Origin of the sequence: Streptomyces ossamyceticus (assembly GCF_001418475.1) — a bacterium.
GTDB lineage: Bacteria > Actinomycetota > Actinomycetes > Streptomycetales > Streptomycetaceae > Streptomyces > Streptomyces ossamyceticus.
The window spans coordinates 1-1,944 of the sequence record NZ_LIQX01000408.1 but is presented as its reverse complement, the minus strand read 5'-3'; the positions used below and the strand labels follow the sequence as shown (position 1 = coordinate 1,944).

Here is a 1,944-nt window from a genome sequence, read left to right as displayed (position 1 = left end):
GCCGACGGCCGTCGGCCGGTACGCAGAACGGAGCGACACCGCGGGGGATCGGTGCCGCTCCTGGCTCCATTGTCCCTCCGACCCCACCTGTCCCGCACGTGCCGAAGGTCCCGACCTCGGGGACGGTCCCGGCGCCGTCCGCTTGCCCTTCACCGCAGGCGGGCCTGCCCGCCCGGTCCCCACCAGGTCGGCCTGATTCGCTACCGTGCCCTGTGGCCGACCATTACGTTGGCCACAGGGGCCGGACCGGTGGGGTCCGCGAACAGGGGACCGGAGGAACCGTCAGGTGGGAAGCTCGGAGGACGCCCGGGTACGGCTGCCGCAGCTGAGGCTGGACGAACTGCTGGAGGAGCTCCAGGCGCGCCTGGACGCCGCCCGCGGCACCCGGGACCGGGTGCACAGTCTGCTGGAGGCGGTGCTCTCGGTGGGCCGGGAGCTGGACCTGGAGCAGGCCCTGCGCAGCATCGTGGAGGCCGCCGCCGTGCTCGTCGACGCCGAGTACGCGGCCCTGGGGGTCATCGGCCCCGACGGCAAGCGTCTGTCCGCCTTCCACACCGTCGGTGTGAGCGAGGAGCAGATCGCCCGTATCGGCCCCTTCCCGGAGGGCCACGGCATCCTCGGAGAGCTGATCCGCCATCCCGAGCCCCTGCGCCTGGCGAAGCTCTCCGACCACCCGGCGTCGTACGGCTTCCCGCCCCACCATCCGCCGATGAACACCTTCCTCGGCGTCCCGATCCGGGTCCGCGACCAGGTCTTCGGGAACCTGTACCTGACCGAGAAGCGCGGCGGTGCCCAGTTCGACGAGGAGGACGTCTCGGTCACCCTCACCCTGGCCGTCGCGGCGGGCGTCGCGATCGACAACGCCCGGCTCTACGCGGAGTCCCGGCTCCGTGAGCGCTGGCTGCGGGCGAACGCCGAGATCGTGCACCGTCTGATGGCCGGCGGGGACCGCACCGAGGTCCTCGGCCTGATCGCCGACCGGGCCCGCGAGATCACCGGCGCCGCCCTCGCCGGGGTCGCGATGCCGATGGAGGAGACGGACTCGCTGTCCGTGGAACTCGCCCTCGGCCAGGAGGCGGAGATCCTGCACGGTCTGGTCCTGCCCGTGGAGGGCAGCCTCCTCGGCGAGGCCTTCACCGGGGCGACCGCCGTCACCAGCGCGGACGTCGTCCACGACGTGCGGGTCTCGGCGGGGGCACCGGGGTTCACCGGTCTCGGACCGGCCGTCGCCGTCCCCGTCGGCACCGGCGAGAGCGGCGTCCGCGGTGTGCTGCTCCTGGTGCGGGAGGCGGGGCGCACGGCGTTCACCGAGAAGGAGATCGACCTCCTGCGGGGCTTCGCCGCCCAGGCGGCCATCGCGATGGAGCTCGCGGAACGCAGGCTGGAGGCCGAGGAGGTCGCGGTCCTCAAGGACCGTGACCGGATCGCCCGTGACCTGCACGATCTGGCCATTCAGCGGCTGTTCGCCACCGGCATGACCCTGCAGAGCGCGGGCCGGTTCATCGAGCACACCGAGGCCTCCGAACGCGTCTCGCGGGCCGTGGACGACCTGGACGAGACCATCAAGATCATCAGGTCGACGATCTTCGGCCTGCGCACCCGCGAGGGAGCGGCGGGCACCGGCCTGCGGGCCCGCACCGTACGGGTGGTCGGGGACGCGGCGCCGGTCGTGGGCTTCGCCCCCAGCGTGCGCATGGAGGGCCTGCTCGACACCGAGGTGCCCAAGGAGATCGCCGACCACGCCGTGGCCGTCCTCTCCGAGGCCCTCACCAACATCGCCCGCCACGCCCGCGCCGACCGCGCCGAGGTCGTCCTCGCCACCGACGGGAACGAACTGCGTCTGTCGATCACCGACAACGGCGTGGGCGTCCCGTCCGGGGGCCGCCGCAGCGGACTGCGCAACATGGCCGAACGCGCCGAGCAGCTCGGCGCGTTCGGCCATGT

General features: G+C 73.0%; 1 protein-coding gene. It reads left to right on the top strand.

The genetic code is table 11. The annotated features are described in order from the left end of the window. Positions 1 to 286 precede the first annotated feature (286 nt). On the top strand, positions 287 to 1,944 hold a 1,658-nt coding region (locus AOK15_RS27485), incomplete at its 3' end, for a sensor histidine kinase (protein WP_055521048.1).